This window comes from Microbacterium sp. ABRD28 (assembly GCF_003850245.1).
Lineage (GTDB): Bacteria > Actinomycetota > Actinomycetes > Actinomycetales > Microbacteriaceae > Microbacterium.
In genome coordinates, this window is the sequence record NZ_CP031015.1 from 1,727,320 (window position 1) to 1,742,109 (window position 14,790).

Genomic DNA, 14,790 nt, shown 5'->3' on the forward strand with positions numbered 1-14,790 from the left:
GGGTGAGCCTCCCGGGCCTGGGGGCGCGCGTCGTTAGAATCGATCAGACATGTCGGAAGTCAGGAGAGTCGTGGCCGGTAGCACGCGGAGCGCGAAGAAGGCCGCTGTCAGCGACGTCCCGATCGGTCCCACCGGTCGGCCCTATCGCGGATTCCCGACCCCTCCCAAGCTCGACGGCCACGGGCCGGCGCGCATCATCTCGCTGTGCAACCAGAAGGGCGGGGTGGGGAAGACCACCACGACCATCAACCTCGCCGCGGCGCTGGCCGGGTACGGTCGTCGCGTCCTGGCTGTGGACTTCGACCCCCAGGGTGCGCTGTCGGCCGGTCTCGGCATCCAGACCCACGAGATCCCGACGATCTACGACCTGCTCCTGGACACCAAGCGCGATCCCGCCGAGGTCATCGTGACCACCCGGGTCGAGAACCTCGATGTCCTCCCGGCCAACATCGACCTCTCGGCCGCCGAGGTCCACCTCGTCAACGAGGTCGCGCGCGAGACGACGCTGGCCCGCGTGCTGCGCAAGGTGTCGGCCGATTACGACGTCATCCTCGTGGACTGCCAGCCGTCCCTCGGACTTTTGACGGTCAATGCGCTCACCGCGAGCCACGGCGTGCTCATCCCTCTCGAGTGCGAGTTCTTCGCCCTTCGCGGTGTCGCCCTCCTCATCGAAACCATCGACAAGGTGCGTGATCGGCTGAACCCGACGATCACGCTCGACGGTGTGCTCGCCACGATGTACGACTCCCGCACCCTCCACTCCCGCGAGGTGCTCGAGCGCGTCGTCGATGCATTCGGCGACGAGGTGCTGGAGACGGTCATCGGACGCACCGTGAAGTTCCCGGACGCCTCCGTCTCGGGAATGCCCATCACCGAGTTCGCGCCCGAGCACGCCGCGGCGCAGGCCTACCTGCGGCTCGCGCGGGAGCTGGTCGCGCGTGGCGCCGTCGCCTGACACCCCCGACGGGCTGCCGGCGGCGTCAGACGCGCCCGACGGACACGGGGACGGGTTCCGCGTCTCGCTCAGCGTCTTCGACGGCCCCTTCGATCTCCTGCTGACCCTCATCTCCCAGCGCGAGCTCGACATCACCGAGGTCTCGCTCAGCGCGGTCACCGATGAATTCATCGCCTACCTGCGGCGGCTGGACCCCGATGAAGAACTCGAGGAGGCCTCGGAGTTCCTCGTCGTCGCCGCGACCCTCCTGGACATGAAGGTCGCGGGACTTCTCCCGCAGGGGGAGCTCGTCGACGCCGAGTCGGTGGCGCTGCTGGAGGCCCGTGACCTCCTGTTCGCCCGACTGCTGCAGTACCGCGCGTTCAAACAGGTGTCGAGCTGGTTCGCCGAGCGCCTGCACGCCGAGGATCACCGTCACGCCCGGGCCGTGCGACTGGACGAACGCCACCGCGCCTCGACCCCCGAACTCGTCTGGACTCTCAGCGCCGCCGACTTCGCCGCGCTCGCCCTCCTCGCGCTGACTCCGAGGGAGATCCCCCACGTGCGCCTGGATCATCTGCACGCGCCACTGGTCAGCATCCGCGAGCAGGCTGCCGTCGTGGTGGCGGCCCTTCGCGGAGCAGGATCGCTGTCGTTCCGCGAGCTGATCGCGGGCGTCGATCAGCCCGGCGTGGTCGTCGCGCGGTTCCTCTCCGTCCTCGAGCTGTTCCGCCACGCCGCCCTGTCGTTCGAGCAGCTCGAGCCGCTCGGCGAATTGACCCTGCGCTGGACCGCTGATCGCTGGAGCGACGAGAGTCTCGCCAGCTTGGGAGCCGACTATGACCGATGAGCAGACCCTGACCGATCCACTCCCGCCGGCTGAGACGACGCCGACGCCGGCGTCCGTGGCACGGCGATTGGAGGCCATCCTGCTGGTGGTGGAGGAGCCGCAGAGCCTGGTGAGCCTCGCGACGGCGGTCGGTGCACCTGTCGCCGCCGTCCGCCAGGCCATCGAGGCGCTCGTCGCCGACTACGACGGCGAGACAGGCGGTCCCCGCCGCGGCTTCGAGCTCCGCGAGGTCGGCGGCGGGTGGCGCCTGTACGTCCGTGCCGAGCACGATGACCTGGTGAGCGAATTCGTCGGCGGCCAGGCGCCGGCACGACTGTCGCAGGCGGCCCTCGAGACCCTGGCGGTCATCGCCTACAAGCAGCCCGTCACCCGGGGCCAGGTCGCGGCGATCCGTGCCGTCAACGTCGACTCGGTCGTCCGCACCCTTCTGGCCCGCGGCCTCATCACCGAGGCCTTCACCGACCCCGACACCGGGGCGATCCACTACGAGACGACCGACGCGCTGCTGGTGAACCTGGGCATCAACACCCTCGACGACCTGCCGCCGATCTCCCCGCTGCTCGATGACGGCGCGGACGGTTTCGAGGACATCCGATGAGCGAGACCACCGAACCGGGAACCGAGGGCGTGCGCCTGCAGAAGGCGCTGGCGAACGCCGGCGTCGCTTCGCGGCGGGTCGCCGAGCAGATGATCGTCGACGGGCGGGTGCGGGTCAATGGGCAGGCGGTGACCGAACTCGGCTCGCGCGTCGACCCCGACACCGATCTCATCGACGTCGACGGTGTCGCGGTGCAGCTGGATCAGTCGAAGCGATATGTGATGCTCAACAAGCCGCGCGGGGTGGTGAGCTCTCTGAAGGACGACCGGGGGAGGCCCGACCTGCGGACCTTCACCGCGGCATGGCCGGAGCGGTTGTACAACGTCGGCCGACTCGACGCCGACACCAGCGGACTGCTCGTGCTGACGAACGACGGCGCGCTCGCCCACGTTCTGGCGCATCCGTCGTTCGGAGTGACGAAGGTCTACGTCGCCAAGGTCGAGGGGCGCGTCACCGCGCAGACGATCGCCCGACTGACCCGCCGCGTCGAGCTGGACGATGGCCCCATCGCCGCGGACAAGGCGCGCCTGCTGTCATCCTCTCCCTCAGAAGGCGAATCCCTCGTCGAGCTCACCCTGCACTCGGGGCGCAACCGCATCGTCCGGCGCATGATGGCCGAGGTGGGGCATCCGGTCGTCGAGCTGGTCCGGCGGCAGTTCGGGCCCCTGCACCTGGGAACCCTCGCCGTGGGACAGGCGCGGGAGTTGACTACAGTGGAACGCGGTGCGCTTCTGACCCTGTCGCGCCAGGAGAACCCGTGACCCTCGAGAACAGCTCTGCCGCGCGCCCGGCCCCGCCGCTCGCGCCGCGGGTGCAGGGGACCGTCCGCATCGTCGGTTCGGGCCTGCTGGGGGCGAGCATCGGGCATGCGCTGAGCGCGATCGGCGTCGACGTCGCCCTCGACGACACCTCACCCTCGCAGTTGCGTCTGGCGATCGACTACGGCGCGGGCCGTGCGGCCCGCGAGGATGACGATCCTGCGCTCATCGTCGTCGCCGTGCCCCCCGATGTCACGGCCGACGTCATCGAGCGGGAGCTGCGTCGCCACCCCCAGGCGGTCGTGACGGATGTCGCGAGCGTCAAGCTGCAACCTCTTCGCACCCTTCGAGAGCGCGGCGTGGATCTGACCCACTACATCGGGTCGCACCCGCTCGCCGGACGAGAACGCGGGGGCGCGATCGCCGCTCGCGCCGACATCTTCGTGGGGCGGCCCTGGGTGGTCTGTCGGGACGAAGAGACCCCCTCCCGCGACCTCGCCGTCGTCGAGGCCCTCGCGCTCGATCTGGGTGCCACACCGCTGGAGATGACGCCCGAGGAACACGACGCCGCCGTCGCGCTCATGTCGCACGTGCCGCAGCTGGTGGCGAGCCTCCTGGCCGCGCGCTTCGTCGACGCCCCCGACGGGTTCCTGCGCCTCGCCGGTCAGGGTGTTCGCGACACCACGCGCATCGCAGCCTCCGCCCCGGAGCTGTGGGTGCAGATCCTCGGCGCGAACGCCGCGCCCGTGGCATCCGTCCTCGACGCTGTCGCCGCCGACCTCGCCGACGTCGCCGGCGCCCTCCGCGCCCCCGAAGCGCCCGGCGCTCGCCGCTCGATCGCCGACACGATCCGTCGTGGCAACGAGGGAGTCGAGCGTCTGCCCGGCAAGCACGGCCAGAACCGCCGGTTCGAGACCGTCGTCGTCATGGTCGATGACCGACCGGGACAGCTCGGCCGACTTTTCGGCGACCTCGGGGAACTGCACGTGAACGTCGAAGACCTGCGGCTGGAGCATTCGCCGGGCGCGCTGTTCGGCCTCGCCGAGATCAGCGTCGTGCCCAGCTCCGTCCGCCCTGCGATCGCGGGGCTGGAGTCCCGCGGCTGGAAGATTGCGAGCACCACCCATGACTGATCCCCTCGTCGTCGCCATCGACGGCCCCGCGGGAAGCGGGAAATCCAGCGTGTCGAAGGAGGTGGCACGCCGCCTCGGCTTCGGCTACCTCGACACCGGCGCCGCCTATCGGGCGCTCGCCTGGCATGCGCTCGAGCATGGGGCCGACACGTCCGACGCCACCGCGGTGCTCGAGCTCGCCGGCGACTTCGACTACGACATCTCCCTCGACCCGGAGGACTACTGGGTCCGTGTCGGCGCGGTCGATGTCACCGCCGCCATCCGTGAGCAGCGCGTCACAGACGCCGTGAGTGGCGTCGCGCGGGTGGCACCGGTGCGACGGTCCGTCAATTCGCTCTTCCGCGCCCTCATCGCCGGGTCCGGCAGACCGGGGGTGGTCGTCGAAGGCCGCGACATCACCACGGTCGTCGCGCCTGACGCCCGGGTCCGCATCCTTCTCACCGCCGCGCCCGCGGTGCGCGCCGCACGCCGGTCAGCCGAGTTGCACACCGACGACACCGCGGCCGTCGCGGCGGCGCTGGAGCGGCGCGACACCTCCGACAGCGCGGTCGTCGACTTCCTCACCGCCGCCCCCGGGGTGACGGTGGTCGATTCGACCGACCTCGATTTCGCACAGACCGTCGACGCCGTCCTCGGCGTCGTGCACTCGCTCGTGGAGACGGGAGTTCCCGATGTCCGATGACCCGCGTCCCACCGACGCCCCTTCCGACGACGAGGAGTACGCCGGGGGTGAAGATCACCTCGCCGAGACCATCGCCGACCTCGACGACGACCTCGCCGAGCAGCGCGCAGCCACGCTCCGGGCGAGCCTGTCGGACTACGACCTCGAGGACGAGGATGCGGCGCTTCTGGCCGGTCTTCTCGACGAGGGCGATGGGGTGGAATACCTCCCGGCCCTGCCGGTCGTGGCCATCGTCGGGCGACCGAACGTCGGCAAGTCCGCGCTCGTGAACCGCATCCTCGGACGCCGCGAGGCCGTCGTCGAGGACACGCCGGGGGTGACCCGCGACCGGGTGACCTACAAGGCGGAATGGATGGACCGACGCTTCTCGATCGTCGACACCGGTGGATGGGAACCCGACGCCCGCGGCATCGATGCGTCCGTCGCCGCTCAGGCGGAGATCGCCATCGACCTCTGCGACGTCGTGATGTTCGTCGTCGACGCGATGGTGGGGGCGACCTCGACGGATGAGCACGTCGTGAAGCTGCTGCGCAAGAGCGGGAAGCCCGTCTTCCTCGTCGCCAACAAGATCGATGACGCCCGGCAGGAACCCGAGGCTGCGGCCCTGTGGAACCTCGGTCTGGGTGAGCCGCACCCCGTCTCGGCCATCCACGGCCGCGGCGTGGCGGATCTGCTCGACGAGATGATGAAGGTGCTGCCGGAGGTCTCGGCGGTCGCCAAGCAGGAGATCGGCGGCCCGCGTCGCGTGGCGATCCTCGGTCGACCGAACGTCGGCAAGTCGTCGCTGCTGAACAAGGCCGCCGGCGAGGAGCGTGTCGTCGTCAACGAACTCGCGGGCACCACCCGTGACCCCGTCGACGAGGTCGTCGAACTCGGCGGAAAGCTCTGGCGGTTCGTCGACACGGCCGGCATCCGCCGCCGCGTGCACCTTCAGCAGGGCGCAGACTTCTATGCGTCGCTGCGCACGTCGGCGGCGCTGGAGAAGGCCGAGGTCGCCGTCGTCGTGCTCGACGTCTCGGAGTCGCTCAGCGAGCAGGACGTCCGCATCATCGACCTCGTGCTCGAATCTGGACGGGCGCTCGTGCTCGCGTTCAACAAGTGGGATCGGCTGAACGATGCCGATCTCGAGAACGCCGATCGTCGCCGCTACCTCGAGCGCGAGATCGAGCAGGACCTCGCCCACGTCGCCTGGGCGCCGCGCGTGAACATCTCCGCGCGCACCGGGCGGCATCTGGACAAGCTCGTCCCGGCGCTGGAGACGGCGCTGGCGTCGTGGGACCAGCGCATCTCCACCGGAAAGTTCAACGCGTTCCTCTCCGAGCTCGTCGCCGAGCACCCGCATCCGCTTCGCGGGGGCAAGCAGCCTCGCATCCTGTTCGGCACGCAGGCGTCGACGCGTCCGCCGACCTTCGTCCTGTTCACCACCGGGTTCCTCGATCCCGGGTATCGCCGCTTCATCCAGCGCCGCCTCCGGGAGCTGTACGGCTTCGAGGGCACGCCGATCGTCCTCAACATGCGTGTGCGGGAGCGCCGCCAGCGCTGATGCGCCGTGACATCCGATGACGCGGCCGAGGCCCGGGGCTCCAGCGCTGTGACAGGCTGAATGCGTGACCATCGAACCCCCGGCCCCTGGTGAGCCGCGTCGCCCGAGCGGGCCGCGCGATCCGGGTGACGCGTGGGTCGTGGCGGAGTCCGGTGAGCGGTACTGGGGTCGTTTCGGCGCCGCCGGGCTGCTCGCCGTCGATCCGAAGCGTGGCGTGCTCCTGCAACATCGTGTCGGATGGAGTCATTTCGGCGGCACGTGGGGACTGCCCGGCGGAGCGAGGCACCAGGGGGAGGGAGCCACCGATGCTGCGCTGCGCGAAGCGCGAGAGGAAGCCGGTGTCCCTGCCGGGGCCGTCCGCCCCCGTTTCGTCAGCGTGCTCGACGTGGAGATCTGGACCTATACGACCGTCGTCGCCGAGGTGGTGGTGCCCTTCGAGCCCGTGATCGCCGATCCGGAGAGCCTGGAGCTCGGATGGGTCGGGGTGGATGAGGTCGAGGACTATCCGCTGCATCCCGGCTTCGGAGCGGCCTGGCCGTCGTTGCGGGAGAGCCTGCGGATACACCCCACCGTGATCGTCGATGTGGCCAACGTCGTGGGTGCGCTCGCCGACGGGTGGTGGCGCGATCGGGCGGGCGCGGCGGATCGGATGCTCCGCCGCCTGCGCGATCTCGCCGACACCGGCGTCGACGCGCAGGCCCTCGGGCTCCGGGGCGACCTGTGGTTCCCGCGCATCGTCGGCGTGGTGGAGGGCGAGGTGCGGCGCGCCGAGGTGCCGGAGGGTCTGGAGGTCGTCCTCGCTCCTGCGGCGGGGGACGACGAGATCGTCACGACGGCGGCGACGGCGGTGGCTCGAGGAGAAGCGGTGACGGTCATCACGAGTGATCGCCAGCTCGCTGCGCGCGTGGGTGCGCTCGGTGCGACGACCCACGGTGCACGATGGCTGCTCGACCGTCTGCCGGATGGCGTGGGCGCGTAGTCAGCCGGTCGTATCGCGAACGGTGAGCGCGACGATCGCCGCGTCGGGTCGGGGGCGGGCGATCACCTCGAACCCCGCACCCTCGAAGACCGAGACGGTGCCGTGATACAGATCGTTGGCGCCGCGCCTCTTCACCTTCGGATCGAGGGGATAGCCCTCGATCACCCGCGCGCCGTGTGCGCGCGCGTGGGCCACAGCGGCATCGAGGAGATCCCGCATGAGGCCCTCGCCGCGATGTTCGCGTCGGATCGCGAAGCAGGTGACCGCCCAGACGGAGGAGTCATCGAGGGGCTCGCGGGAATGGGCGACGATCGCCCGGGTGCGTGCGATGCGCGTCTGGGCGGGGCGAGGGCCGACTCTGACCCAGCCGGCCGCCTCGCCGTCGCGATAGGAGATGAGACCCGGCGCCACCGTGGCCGACAGGTCGGCGCGCAGCATCCGCTCTTTGTCCTGCTGGGTCAGCGCGGCGAAATCGGAGGGACGGACCATCCACCACTGACACTGGCAGCTCGGCCCATCGCCGTGCGCGATGGCGTGCACCGTATCGTCATGGCGGTCGGAGGTGGCGGGCAGGATCTCGACGCTCATGGGGCGACGGTAGCGGCAGCCGTGGACACCCGCATCAGTGGTCAGCGCCCGCGCAGCCGATCGAGGTCGCGTCGTTCGCGCTTGGTCGGCCGCCCGGCGCCACGGTCGCGCACGGGCACGGAGCCGGCGAGCTCCCGCGGCGGCGGAGGCGGTGTGCGATCTTCGAAGGCGGATGCGGCGACCGCGGCGCCGACGCGCTTGGAGATCGTCTGGCGCACCACGAGGATCCGATCGAACCCCTGGATGCGCACACGCAGCTCGTCGCCGGGTTTGACCTGCACCGCGGCCTTGGCCCGCTCCCCGTTGACGCGGACATGCCCCGCACGGCACGCCGTCGTCGCAGCGGAACGCGTCTTGTAGACGCGGATCGCCCACAGCCAGGCATCGACGCGCGTGGACCCCTCGGTCATCGTCGGCCTCCGCGGGCGCCGGAGGTGAGGGATCGCACCACGCCGAGCGCGATGAGACCCTGCCCGATCGTGTACGTGAGCATGACCAGCGGGCCGGTGACGGCCGTCGGCGCACCGGGCCAGAACAGGTCGAAGGCGAGAATCGAGTCGGACGCGAGGAAGAATGCCCCGCCCACGGCGATCATCGCCCCCGCGCGGGAGGCGGCGATTGCGGTGCCGCCGAGCACGAGACCGTAGACCGCCACCGGGAGCAGCAGCGCGCCGAGGTGCGGCCAGAGCGTCGCGAGGAGGACTCCCCACCAGAGGGCGTACACGACGGCCCACGGTGGCACCGGATTCCGCGAGAGAAGGCGCCAGAACAGCACGATGTAGGCCACGTGCGCCAGGCCGAAGCAGAGGAGCATCATCGGGACGGTCGGCGCGAACGGGAAGAACGTGCCCGCGCCGTCTCCGAGCCACGAGAGACCGAGCGCGGTGAGGAGCAGGATGACGGGGGTTCGGGCGAGCGCACCCCGGAGAGCCCAGGCGACGCCGACGGCCAGAAGGGGCATGAGGAGAAGCTTGGTCGGCGCGGCGACCGCCGACGCGCCGGCTGTCAAGGAGATGACGTGGACGGCCGCGACCAGCGCATACGGAGTGAACGGGACGAGGAGGTGGCCGAGGGTCGTCGGGGGCGGGGGAGTCCGCGTCGAGGCCATGGAGGGAGAGTACCGGCCGCACCGTGCTCACGCGCGTTCGCGAGCGCTCCGACGAGCCGGTAGGATGGGGGAGTTGTCCGCGTTTCGGCGGGGACATCGGGATGTGGCGCAGCTTGGTAGCGCACTTGACTGGGGGTCAAGGGGTCGCAGGTTCAAATCCTGTCATCCCGACCGGAATGCGAAAGGGTCGGCCGAATGGCCGGCCCTTTCGCATTCCTCGGCGTGGTGTCTGGCGGGGTCCTCGCCGCCGGAGGCTCCGACCGTCGCGAAGCGGCGGGTGGAGTGGGCGGTGGGGCGCATCCCGACCGGAATGCGAAAGGGTCGGCCGAATGGCCGGCCCTTTCGCATTCCTCGGCGTAGTGTCTGGCGGGGTCCTCGCCGCCGGAGGCTCCGACCGTCGCGAAGCGGCGGGTGGAGTGGGCGGTGGGGCGCATTCCTCGGCGTGGTGTCTGGCGGCACCCCACCACGGAGCGCGACCCGTCGATTTCTGCGGTCCGTTCGAGGAGGGAGCCGCACTTTCTGACGGGTCGGGGCGCGAGGGGGAGGCTCCCGCCCGTCCCGGGCGGCGCCGCTCCGTCGATGGCCGCTAGGCCGCGCGATCAGCCTTCAGCGTCGGATAGTCGGTGTAGCCGCGCTCGTCGGGGCCGTAGACGGTCGCCTGGTCCACGGGGTTCTCCTCGGCGCCCCGTTCCCACCGCTCTACGAGGTCGGGGTTTGCGATCGCCGGGCGACCGACGGCCACGAGGTCGGCGACGCCGTCCCCGACGGTGCGGATCGCCTCGTCGCGGGTCGTCACGCGACCGAAGCCGGTGTTGGCGATGAAGGTGCCGCCGAAAGCCCGTCGAAGCTCCTGCGGGAGATCATCGGCGGGGTTCTCGTGAAGGATGCTGAGGTACGCGAGGTCGAGAGGGGCAAGGCCCTCGACGAGCGCGAGATAGGTGGCCCGGGTCTCGTCGGCATCGTGCTCCCACACGTCCTGGATGTTGTGCGCGGGCGAGATGCGGATGCCGACGCGCTCGCCGCCGACCTCCGCCGCGACGGCCTGGGCGACCTCGATGACGAACCGCGCGCGTTCGGCCGGAGACCCGCCGTACCCGTCCTCACGCCGGTTGGACGCCGGCGAGAGGAACTCGTGGAGCAGGTACCCGTTGGCGGCGTGCAGTTCGACCCCGTCGATCCCGGCGTCGACGGCGCGGCGCGCGGCGGCGACGAACTCCTCCCGCACCGCCTCGAGCTCGGCGGTGTCGAGTGCGTGCGGCACCGGGAAGTCGACCTTCGATCCGTCGGCCAGCCGCGTCTGGCCCTCGATGGCGATCGCCGACGGCGCGACGATGCGCGGGGTTCCGGTGATTCCGGGGTGCGAGACCCGTCCACCGTGCATCAGCTGCATGAAGACGGTGCCCCCTGCCGCGTGCACGGCCGACGCGACGCGTGCCCATCCCTCGGCCTGCGTCGTGCCGGCGATGCCCGGCTGACCCGGGTAGGCCTTGGACTCCGCACTCGGGAACACCCCCTCGGTGACCAGCAGGCCGATGCCGGCACGCTGCGCGTAGTACTCGGCGACCAGGTCGCCGGGCACACCGTTCTCGTCGGCCCGCAGACGTGTCATCGGCGCCAGCGAGAGGCGGTTCTGCACCGTGAAGGATCCGACGGTGGTGGGGGAGAAGAGAGTCACGGGGGGATCGTCCTTTCGTCGACGGTGTTCCGGATGACACCGTTCCGGGCGACCCAACCCCGTCGGCCCGCTCGCTATTCCCGAATGTCGTCCGCTTGGCGGGATGTCAAGCCCGCGGCATCCGTCCTCCGGCCCTCTACGGTGGGGTCATGGTGACCCCGACCGAGGATGACGCGCAGCGCGCGAAAGACCGGCATGACCAGCTCACGCGAGCACCCGAGGCGACGGAGGCGGATGCCGCTCCTCGCATCCGTGTCAGCGACCACGACGGCGTCCGCCGCATCGACATCGACCCCGACGCCCCCGTGCGCCCGGGAATGGGACAGACCGGACTCGACGACGACGGGTCCGACGCGAACTGACCCCCCGGTGCGCTCAGCCGCCGGCTCGACGTCTGGCGACAGGCGCCTGCAGCTCGGTGACCCAATTCGGTCCTGGATCGTGGCCGTCGGCGACAAGGTAGACCTCTCGGGTGGGGCCGATGATGCGGTACCCATCGGCGACCACCTGTTCCATGAGCGTGGCCCAGCTCTCCCCGATCGCCTCCAGCTCACCGAGATGAATCATGGTCGCCGCCTCCGCGACCTCGGGGAGAGCAATGATGTCGTACCCCGCACCGGGTGTCGGATGGTCTTCGGCGATGTACGACACCGAGACCGTGAGGTGGTCATCGGCGGGTTCGTACCAGAAAATCCCTGGTTCGATCAGCGGGCGTCCCGCCGCGGTCAGAGCGTCGTCGAGCTGAGCGACGAGAGGGCCAACGACGGGGCCGACGTGTTCCGGCCCGCTGCCGGGGGCGACGGTGCGGGCCGCGTAGACGGTGACGGGCTCGACGCGCCGATAGGCGACTGAGGACATGGTCTCTCCGTTCAGGTGTCGGAGTCGCCGCTCGATCCGGTCGAGACGTGCGCGGTCGTCTGCTACGGATGCTTCGAGCTGCGCGCGACGCTCGACGAGCAGCGTTCGCAAGTCGGCATCCGGCTCGCTCGATCGGGCCAGGGTCGTGATGCGGTCCAGCCCGACACCGAGGTCTCGTAACTCGACAATCCGGATCAACAGCGGCAATTGCTCCGTCGCGTAACGCCGATAGCCGGTGTGCGCATCCACGCTCGCAGGCACGAGCAGACCGATGGCGTCGTAGTGGCGCAGCATCCGCACGCTCACCCGTCCCAGGGCGGCGAATTCTCCGATCGAGTAGTGCATGACGGAGTCCACACTCGACCATGACACAGTGTGAGGGTCAAACCGAGATCCCGAGATCTTGACAGGCAAGTGATCACTTGCCTATTGTGCCGGTGTGGCCGACGTGTACCGGGCGATCGCCGATCCGACCCGCCGTCAGATCCTCGACCTGCTCGCGGGAGGCGAGGAGATGACGCTCTTCGAGATCTGCACCCGGCTCGTCGCCGCGGGCACGACCTCGTCTCGGCAGGCCGTGTCGCAGCACCTGGCCGTTCTCGAAGAGTGCGACCTCGTGCACACGGCACGCGTCGGCCGCACGAAGATCCACCGGATGCACCGCGAGCCGCTGCGCGAGATCGCCGCGCGATGGCCTCTCGAATGACAGGAGACAGTGATGGTGAAGGCACGGCTGCATGTGATGAGTGTGTTCGTCGACGACCAGGAGAAGGCGCTGCGGTTCTACACCGACAGGCTCGGATTCGTCGTCAAGAACGACATCCCGCTCGGGGAGTACCGCTGGTTGACCGTCGTGGGCAGCGATGCACCCGACGGGGTCGAGCTGCTTCTGGAGCCCGACGAGAATCCTGCGGCGCAGGAGTACACGCGCGCGCTCGCCGAGCAGGGGATCCCCGCGGCGTCGTTCACCGTCGACGATGTCGATGTCGCTTACGACGAGCTCGTCGCCGCAGGGGTGACGTTCCTGCAGGCTCCGACGACCGGAGGGCCCGTGCGGACGGCGGTGCTGGATGACACCTGCGGAAACCTCGTGCAGTTGGTGAGCCCGGCGTGATCGGCGGAAAGGGCGACATCCCGCAGAACCCGAACACCCGTGGTTCGGTGCCGATCGAGCCGCAGACCGCCGAGGAGCTCATGCGATCGCGATTCCGGGCGTTCCGCGACGGCGACGCGACCTGGCTGCTGCGCACCTGGCATCCCTCGACGCGGCCCGAGACACTGGACCTCGATGACAACCCCCTCTGGCGGGGCCTGCAGATCGTCGACACCGTCGGGGGCGGCCTCGACGACGCCGAGGGCATCGTCGAATTCCGCGCCACGTACCGAACCGACGACGGCGTCGGCATCCTTCACGAGCGGTCGCGGTTCGTCCGCGAACGCGGCCGGTGGTTCTACGTCGACGGGGATGTCCGCGCCAGCTGATGCGGCCCGCGCACCGGCGGCAGCATCCACACTGGAGGCATGGGATTCCGCGCCGACGAACTCGAGCGATTCCGCGATGAGACGGTGCCCGACCTCCTTCCCGAACGGCTGCGGCTGCTGTTCGTCGGGATCAATCCGGGGTTGTGGACGGCTGCGACGGGAGCCCACTTCGCCCGCCCCGGCAACAGGTTCTACCCCGCGCTCGTCGCGGCGGGCATCCTGCCGCACCTCCCCAGCATCACCGACGACGGGATGGCGCGCGAGGACCGGGAGATGCTCGTGCGGCAGGGCATCGGCATCACGAACCTGGTGCGGCGCGCCACAGCCCGCGCTGACGAGCTTTCGCGTGAGGAGCTTCGCGCAGGCGCTCGCGCCCTGACGGCACTGGTCGCCGCGCGGCACCCCCCGGTCGTCGCCGTCGTCGGGCTCACCGCCTACCGTCAGGGCTTCGGCCGGCCCCGCGCCGTCAGCGGCGAGCAGCCCGAGCAGCTCGCGGGGGCCCGGCTGTGGGTGGTGCCCAACCCGAGCGGGCTCAACGCCCATGACACCGTCGATTCGCTCGCCCGCGCGTACGCCGAGCCGGCCCGTGCGGCGGGGGTGGTCGCGTGAACGCAGTTGCACCACCGCCCCCGCCGACAGAACATGGGGGAGTGAGCGCATCACCGGACACCGGCCCCCCATCGCCGCGCGCCTGGATCGCGGTGGCGATCGGTGTCGTCATCGTCGCGGCCGGATTCACCGGAGCATGGCTCTTGCGCCCCGAGGCCACGCCGGTCGCGGCTCCGGTCCCCACGCCGACGGTGGTCACACCATCGGCCACGCCGACTCCTGTGGCGACACCGACGCCTGCCCCGGTCGGATTCGCCGCGAACACCGCGTCGTACGACCTCGGCACCCTGCCGCAGGTGGATGTGTTCGCCGTCCTCCCGCAACTGCCCGTCGACGCCGATCCGGCGAGCGCCCCGACGGGGGAGGTCGTCACCGCCGCCGGTGCAGGGGCGCCCGTCTTCGCCGATCCCGCCGGCGATCCCGTCGCCGTCCTCCCGGCCGACTACGTCTACGGGGGTACCACCGTCCCCGTCATCGAGCGTCAGGAGCACTGGGTCCGGGTGCTTCTGACCGGACGTCAGGCGACGCCTTCGACGGGGAACCCGAGTCAGCTCACCGGGTGGCTGCGGGCGCAAGACGTCACCTTCGCCGCGGTGGACGCGAGGGTCGAGGTGTCGCTCTCGGCACGCACGATCGACATCGTGCGCCCCGGCGGCAGCGAACGCATCGCCACCGACTTCGGCTCGGGCGTGGAAGGGACCCCGACGCCGACCGGGCGCTCGTTCATCATGACCACCCGTGTCGAGCCTTCCTTCGGATACACCCGCGGCTACCCACTGGTGTACCTCTCGGTGCAGTCGCCGACCCTCGACGGATTCGGCGGAGCCGATGTCGCGATCACCGCCTTCCACTACCACGACGCGCGTTCGGGGGCCATCTCGAACGGGTGCATCCGGCTCGACCCCGCAGCCATCGAGAAGCTCGCCGAGCTGCCGATGGGAACGCCCGTCCTCATCCTCCCCTGACCCCGAATCCCGGGTGCCGGCCGCTACG

General features: G+C 70.3%; 19 protein-coding genes and 1 tRNA gene. 15 read left to right on the top strand and 5 right to left on the bottom strand.

Annotation, left to right across the window (positions count from 1 at the left end; genetic code table 11):
* Positions 1-49: 49 nt before the first annotated feature.
* The 8 genes from DT073_RS08335 to DT073_RS08370 all read left to right on the top strand — a co-directional run bounded on the left by DT073_RS08335 (position 50) and on the right by DT073_RS08370 (position 7,477).
* Positions 50-955, top strand: a complete 906-nt coding sequence (locus tag DT073_RS08335) for a ParA family protein (RefSeq protein ID WP_124292968.1) — start codon at positions 50-52, stop codon at positions 953-955.
* On the top strand, positions 939-1,784 hold the full coding sequence (locus DT073_RS08340) for a segregation and condensation protein A (RefSeq protein ID WP_124292969.1): 846 nt from the start codon (positions 939-941) through the stop codon (positions 1,782-1,784). The genes DT073_RS08335 and DT073_RS08340 overlap by 17 nt, the downstream gene beginning before the upstream one ends.
* Entirely contained in the window at positions 1,774-2,382 is a 609-nt protein-coding gene (gene scpB / locus DT073_RS08345) for an SMC-Scp complex subunit ScpB (protein WP_124292970.1), read from the top strand. Before DT073_RS08340 ends, scpB begins: the two co-directional genes overlap by 11 nt.
* Positions 2,379-3,143 (top strand): pseudouridine synthase, encoded by a 765-nt coding sequence (locus tag DT073_RS08350; RefSeq protein WP_124292971.1) that lies wholly within the window; start codon positions 2,379-2,381, stop codon positions 3,141-3,143. Before scpB ends, DT073_RS08350 begins: the two co-directional genes overlap by 4 nt.
* Positions 3,140-4,273 carry a prephenate dehydrogenase gene (locus tag DT073_RS08355; RefSeq protein ID WP_205782910.1) on the top strand — a complete coding sequence of 378 codons (1,134 nt, stop codon included), beginning with the start codon at positions 3,140-3,142 and terminating at the stop codon, positions 4,271-4,273. Before DT073_RS08350 ends, DT073_RS08355 begins: the two co-directional genes overlap by 4 nt.
* On the top strand, positions 4,266-4,955 hold the full coding sequence (gene cmk, locus DT073_RS08360; RefSeq protein ID WP_124292972.1) for a (d)CMP kinase: 690 nt from the start codon (positions 4,266-4,268) through the stop codon (positions 4,953-4,955). The genes DT073_RS08355 and cmk overlap by 8 nt, the downstream gene beginning before the upstream one ends.
* Positions 4,945-6,498, top strand: a complete 1,554-nt coding sequence (der, locus tag DT073_RS08365; RefSeq protein WP_124292973.1) for a ribosome biogenesis GTPase Der — start codon at positions 4,945-4,947, stop codon at positions 6,496-6,498. Before cmk ends, der begins: the two co-directional genes overlap by 11 nt.
* 64 nt (positions 6,499-6,562) lie before the next feature.
* Positions 6,563-7,477, top strand: coding sequence for an NUDIX domain-containing protein (locus DT073_RS08370; protein ID WP_124292974.1), 915 nt, complete (start codon positions 6,563-6,565; stop codon positions 7,475-7,477).
* Here the strand turns inward: DT073_RS08370 and DT073_RS08375 are convergent, their stop codons facing one another.
* The 3 genes from DT073_RS08375 to DT073_RS08385 are packed head-to-tail and all read right to left on the bottom strand — an operon-like array spanning position 7,478 to position 9,173.
* On the bottom strand, positions 7,478-8,065 hold the full coding sequence (locus DT073_RS08375; RefSeq protein WP_124292975.1) for a GNAT family N-acetyltransferase: 588 nt from the start codon (positions 8,063-8,065) through the stop codon (positions 7,478-7,480). It lies immediately after the preceding gene.
* 41 nt (positions 8,066-8,106) lie between these two features.
* Positions 8,107-8,475, bottom strand: a complete 369-nt coding sequence (locus DT073_RS08380; RefSeq protein WP_124292976.1) for an RNA-binding S4 domain-containing protein — start codon at positions 8,473-8,475, stop codon at positions 8,107-8,109.
* Complete coding sequence (locus DT073_RS08385) at positions 8,472-9,173, bottom strand: lysoplasmalogenase (protein WP_124292977.1); 702 nt, start codon at positions 9,171-9,173, stop codon at positions 8,472-8,474. The genes DT073_RS08380 and DT073_RS08385 overlap by 4 nt, the downstream gene beginning before the upstream one ends.
* 97 nt (positions 9,174-9,270) lie before the next feature.
* Here DT073_RS08385 and DT073_RS08390 point away from each other — a divergent pair.
* Positions 9,271-9,344, top strand: a tRNA-Pro gene (locus DT073_RS08390).
* Positions 9,345-9,759: 415 nt separating this feature from the next.
* Here DT073_RS08390 and DT073_RS08395 read toward each other — a convergent pair.
* Positions 9,760-10,848 (bottom strand): alkene reductase, encoded by a 1,089-nt coding sequence (locus tag DT073_RS08395; protein WP_124292978.1) that lies wholly within the window; start codon positions 10,846-10,848, stop codon positions 9,760-9,762.
* 149 nt (positions 10,849-10,997) lie between these two features.
* Between DT073_RS08395 and DT073_RS08400 the strand changes: the two genes are divergently transcribed.
* Positions 10,998-11,210: a multidrug transporter gene (locus DT073_RS08400; RefSeq protein ID WP_124292979.1), complete on the top strand. Its 213-nt coding sequence runs from the start codon at positions 10,998-11,000 to the stop codon at positions 11,208-11,210.
* 13 nt (positions 11,211-11,223) lie between these two features.
* Here the strand turns inward: DT073_RS08400 and DT073_RS08405 are convergent, their stop codons facing one another.
* A complete protein-coding gene (locus DT073_RS08405) occupies positions 11,224-12,078 on the bottom strand; it encodes a MerR family transcriptional regulator (protein WP_240638429.1) in 855 nt (284 codons plus the stop codon).
* Between the two features lie 67 nt (positions 12,079-12,145).
* Here DT073_RS08405 and DT073_RS08410 point away from each other — a divergent pair, with 67 nt between their 5' ends.
* From DT073_RS08410 to DT073_RS08430, 5 genes are read left to right on the top strand one after another with little or no spacing between them, the layout of a single operon-like run.
* Entirely contained in the window at positions 12,146-12,412 is a 267-nt protein-coding gene (locus DT073_RS08410; RefSeq protein WP_124292980.1) for an ArsR/SmtB family transcription factor, read from the top strand.
* Between the two features lie 12 nt (positions 12,413-12,424).
* The gene (locus tag DT073_RS08415; protein WP_124292981.1) at positions 12,425-12,820 is read left to right on the top strand and encodes a VOC family protein; all 396 of its coding nucleotides are present in this window, start codon (positions 12,425-12,427) and stop codon (positions 12,818-12,820) included.
* On the top strand, positions 12,817-13,188 hold the full coding sequence (locus DT073_RS08420) for a YchJ family protein (RefSeq protein WP_240638430.1): 372 nt from the start codon (positions 12,817-12,819) through the stop codon (positions 13,186-13,188). Before DT073_RS08415 ends, DT073_RS08420 begins: the two co-directional genes overlap by 4 nt.
* A gap of 39 nt (positions 13,189-13,227) precedes the next feature.
* A complete protein-coding gene (locus tag DT073_RS08425; protein WP_124292982.1) occupies positions 13,228-13,797 on the top strand; it encodes a mismatch-specific DNA-glycosylase in 570 nt (189 codons plus the stop codon).
* Between the two features lie 41 nt (positions 13,798-13,838).
* Positions 13,839-14,762 carry a L,D-transpeptidase gene (locus DT073_RS08430; RefSeq protein ID WP_164478170.1) on the top strand — a complete coding sequence of 308 codons (924 nt, stop codon included), beginning with the start codon at positions 13,839-13,841 and terminating at the stop codon, positions 14,760-14,762.
* Positions 14,763-14,790 lie beyond the last annotated feature (28 nt).

What these genes read in the sequence shown, in the direction of transcription:
- DT073_RS08335 (WP_124292968.1), top strand. Translation starts at nt 50, where the DNA reads ATGTCGGAAGTCAGGAGAGTCGTGGCCGGTAGCACGCGGAGCGCGAAG.
- scpB (WP_124292970.1), top strand. Translation starts at nt 1,774, where the DNA reads ATGACCGATGAGCAGACCCTGACCGATCCACTCCCGCCGGCTGAGACG.
- DT073_RS08350 (WP_124292971.1), top strand. Translation starts at nt 2,379, where the DNA reads ATGAGCGAGACCACCGAACCGGGAACCGAGGGCGTGCGCCTGCAGAAG.
- cmk (WP_124292972.1), top strand. Translation starts at nt 4,266, where the DNA reads ATGACTGATCCCCTCGTCGTCGCCATCGACGGCCCCGCGGGAAGCGGG.
- der (WP_124292973.1), top strand. Translation starts at nt 4,945, where the DNA reads ATGTCCGATGACCCGCGTCCCACCGACGCCCCTTCCGACGACGAGGAG.
- DT073_RS08375 (WP_124292975.1), bottom strand. Translation starts at nt 8,065, where the DNA reads ATGAGCGTCGAGATCCTGCCCGCCACCTCCGACCGCCATGACGATACG.
- DT073_RS08380 (WP_124292976.1), bottom strand. Translation starts at nt 8,475, where the DNA reads ATGACCGAGGGGTCCACGCGCGTCGATGCCTGGCTGTGGGCGATCCGC.
- DT073_RS08385 (WP_124292977.1), bottom strand. Translation starts at nt 9,173, where the DNA reads ATGGCCTCGACGCGGACTCCCCCGCCCCCGACGACCCTCGGCCACCTC.
- DT073_RS08400 (WP_124292979.1), top strand. Translation starts at nt 10,998, where the DNA reads ATGGTGACCCCGACCGAGGATGACGCGCAGCGCGCGAAAGACCGGCAT.
- DT073_RS08415 (WP_124292981.1), top strand. Translation starts at nt 12,425, where the DNA reads ATGGTGAAGGCACGGCTGCATGTGATGAGTGTGTTCGTCGACGACCAG.
- DT073_RS08425 (WP_124292982.1), top strand. Translation starts at nt 13,228, where the DNA reads ATGGGATTCCGCGCCGACGAACTCGAGCGATTCCGCGATGAGACGGTG.